Source organism: Gryllotalpicola sp. CP2-P1, from assembly GCF_057512245.1.
This window is the reverse complement of record NZ_JBLRDT010000260.1, coordinates 1-2,824: the sequence shown is the minus strand read 5'-3', so window position 1 is coordinate 2,824 and position 2,824 is coordinate 1. Positions and strand designations below refer to the sequence as shown.

Annotated in this window: 3 protein-coding genes and 1 pseudogene; 3 read left to right on the top strand and 1 reads right to left on the bottom strand. The window is 71.7% G+C overall.

Annotated elements, in window-relative coordinates:
* Positions 1-210, bottom strand: a pseudogene (locus ACM2XV_RS13920) (MFS transporter); the annotation flags it as partial.
* 80 nt (positions 211-290) lie between these two features.
* On the opposite strand from ACM2XV_RS13920, the gene ACM2XV_RS13915 reads away from it, so the two are divergent.
* From ACM2XV_RS13915 to ACM2XV_RS13905, 3 genes are all read left to right on the top strand, one after another.
* Positions 291-869 carry a helix-turn-helix domain-containing protein gene (locus ACM2XV_RS13915; protein WP_487027354.1) on the top strand — a complete coding sequence of 193 codons (579 nt, stop codon included), beginning with the start codon at positions 291-293 and terminating at the stop codon, positions 867-869.
* Positions 870-935: 66 nt separating this feature from the next.
* Positions 936-1,814 carry a hypothetical protein gene (locus tag ACM2XV_RS13910; RefSeq protein WP_344777179.1) on the top strand — a complete coding sequence of 293 codons (879 nt, stop codon included), beginning with the start codon at positions 936-938 and terminating at the stop codon, positions 1,812-1,814.
* 67 nt (positions 1,815-1,881) lie between these two features.
* A complete protein-coding gene (locus ACM2XV_RS13905; RefSeq protein WP_344777181.1) occupies positions 1,882-2,649 on the top strand; it encodes a DeoR/GlpR family DNA-binding transcription regulator in 768 nt (255 codons plus the stop codon).
* Positions 2,650-2,824: the final 175 nt, after the last annotated feature.

Here is a 2,824-nt window from a genome sequence, read left to right as displayed (position 1 = left end):
CAGGCTGCCGAGCTCGCCGATTGCGGCGATGACGCCCGAGAGCACCACCGAGTGGGTGAGCCCGAAGGCGACTAGCGGCACCGCGAACACCCCGATGCCCTCGCCGACGATCTGCGTCGTCTTGCCCGACATGAGCAGCAGGTAGGGCCGGTTGCGGCGCAGCGGGGTGACGGATGCCTGGGCAGCGGGCGCCCCGCTCGGAGTGGTCATGACCCTGACACTAGATGCGCACCGAAAGTTGCGCAAGTGCCATTGCGCAATTCCTTCTGCGCATCGCTTAGGGTGGAACCATGGCGCAGTCGGCGGACGAGGACTGGGGCGCCGCCCCGGTACAGGTCACGGACGCCGCCATGCTGCGCGCTTTCGCCCACCCGCTCAGGCAGCGCATCGTGCGCGAACTGGCCGTGAGGAAGCACGCCCGCGCGGCCGATCTCGCCGGCTGGCTGGACGAGCCCGCGAACGCCCTCAGCTTCCATCTGCGCACGCTCGCGAAGGCGGGGGTCATCCACGAGGTGCCCGAGAAGGCGCGCGACAAGCGCGACCGCGTCTGGGCGCTCGTGAGCCGCGGCGGGTTCTCGTTCGAGCGCCCCGGCGACGATCCAGCAGTCGCCGCGTATGTCACCCGCGGGGTCGAGTGGATCCGCCGGCTGGCGATGGGCGAGCTCGACGATGAGCGCGCTGTCACGTCGATGCACTTCGGCGGAGCACTGCTGACCAAGGACGAGGCGGAGCAGATGGCGGCCGAACTCGACGAGGTCCTGACCAAGTGGCGCAAGCTGGGGGCCGAGAATGCGGAGAAGGACCCCGACGACCCGCGGCGCATCTCGCACGACGTGGCCTTCGGCATCGGACCGTCGCCCCGCCGCTGAGCCGACCGCGCCCGAGGTTCACACCGGGGCAACTCGCGGTTCACCTTCACTCGGTTGACTGACGCCGTGTTGGCCTGGGTGGAGTCGCCGTTCCAGCTGCTGAGCGCCGCCGAGTGGGCGCACGCCGCGGGCCGGCGCATCTCGGTCGCCATGCGTCTCTCGGGTCCCCAGATGGAGACCACCGCCGCCGAACTGCTGCGCCGCGGCGCCCCGTTCAGCGAGATCACGCCGTGGGTCGGCATCCCATGGGGCCTACTCGCCGGCGACCGCGACTGGGCCATCGGCGACGGGTTCAGCGGCCAGTTCCGGCTGGCGGCGAGCGTGTTGCGGCCGCGCCGGGTGGCACTGCTCGACGACGGCGCGAACACCGTCGCCCTGGCCGACGCCCTGCTCGACCGCACGCCGTTCCGCCGCCCCCGCCGCCACGAGGGCGGCGTGAGCCGCCTGCTCGGCGAGCTCGCGAAGCACCGCCTGCACGCCCTCGCCGACCGGGAGTCGGTCGAGCTCTTCACCGTCTTCCCGCTCGGCGCTCAGCGCATCGACGCGCTCGCCGCGCGCGGCATGTCGGCCAGGCGGCACGACTTCGCGTGGACCCGCAGCGCCGCCGACCCGCTCGAACTGCCCGGCGACCGCGTTCTGCTCGGCAGCTCGCTTCCGGCCGACGGCCGCGTGCCCGTTCCCGACTACCTCGCCTGGGTCTCGCGCCAGGCGCGCGACGAGCCCGTCGTCTATCTGCCGCACCGCCGCGAGCGCCGCGAGGTCCTCGATGAGGTGAAGCGGATGCCGGGGGTCACGGTGCTCGAGACCGGGTTGCCCGTCGAGCTGGTGCTCGCCGGCATCCGCCGCCCCATCGAACTCGTGTCGCTGCAGACGAGCGCCGCGACGACGCTCGAACTGCTGCTCGGCGGCACCGGCAGCGTCATTCGGCAGAGCGTGCTCACCTAGCCGGCCCGCTGCCCGTTTGCGTGGGTTCGGGCCCGAAGCCCTCGAAACCGGGCGATAGGATGCCCGCATGTCGCTCTTCTCGATCGAACGGCGCAAGGTCATCGTCGACCACGCGCGCGAGACCGGGCGTGCCGACGTCACCGAGCTGTCGAAGCTGCTGAAGGTCTCGGCCGAGACGGTGCGCCGTGACCTCACGACCCTCGAGAAGTCGGGGCTGCTGCGGCGCGTGCACGGCGGGGCGGTGCCGGTCGAGCGGCTCGGCTTCGAATCCGATCTCGCCACGCGCTCGACGCGCATGATCGAAGAGAAGAGCCGCGTCGCCGAGGCGACCGTCAAACACCTCGAGAACGCCGAGGCGATCTACATCGACGAGGGAGCAATCTTCCAGCTGCTCGCCGACCGGCTGTTCCCCGAGAGCCCGACGACGGTCGTGACGAACTCCCTCGCGATCGCGGTGTCGCTCGCGGGGCGCCCGAACATCGAGGTGATCTCGCTCGGGGGCCGCGTGCGCGCGAAGACCCTCGGCGCCGTCGACTTCTGGGCGGTCGAGATGCTCGAGTCGATGGTGCTCGACCTCGCGATCATCGGCGCCAACGGCATCTCGGTGCAGCGCGGCGCGACGGTGCCCGACGCGGCCATCGCCGAGGTGAAGTCGGCCGCCATGAAGCAGTCACGGCGCAGCATCCTGATCGCCGATCACTCGAAGGTCGGGGCCGACTCCTTCGTGCGCTTCGCCAGCCTCGCCGACTTCGAGATGTTCATCACCGACGACGGGGTGAGCCCCGAGCACGCCGACGAGCTGCGCGCGTCGGGCCTCGAGCTGCTGCTCGCCTGAGCGCGCGCCGCCCGGCGCCGAACCACCCCGAACCGCGCCGCCCCGAACCGCGCCGCCCCAGCCTCCCGGCGCGCCGTTGCGCTGCTCGGATCCGCTTCGCGCTGCTCGGATCCGGACAGCGCCGAGAGGATCAGAGCAGCGCGAGCGGGGTGCGCCACCAGCTTCCGGGGTGCGC

Excerpts from the sequence above, each read along its gene's own strand:
- ACM2XV_RS13915 (WP_487027354.1), top strand. The coding sequence starts at position 291 with ATGGCGCAGTCGGCGGACGAGGACTGGGGCGCCGCCCCGGTACAGGTC.
- ACM2XV_RS13905 (WP_344777181.1), top strand. The coding sequence starts at position 1,882 with ATGTCGCTCTTCTCGATCGAACGGCGCAAGGTCATCGTCGACCACGCG.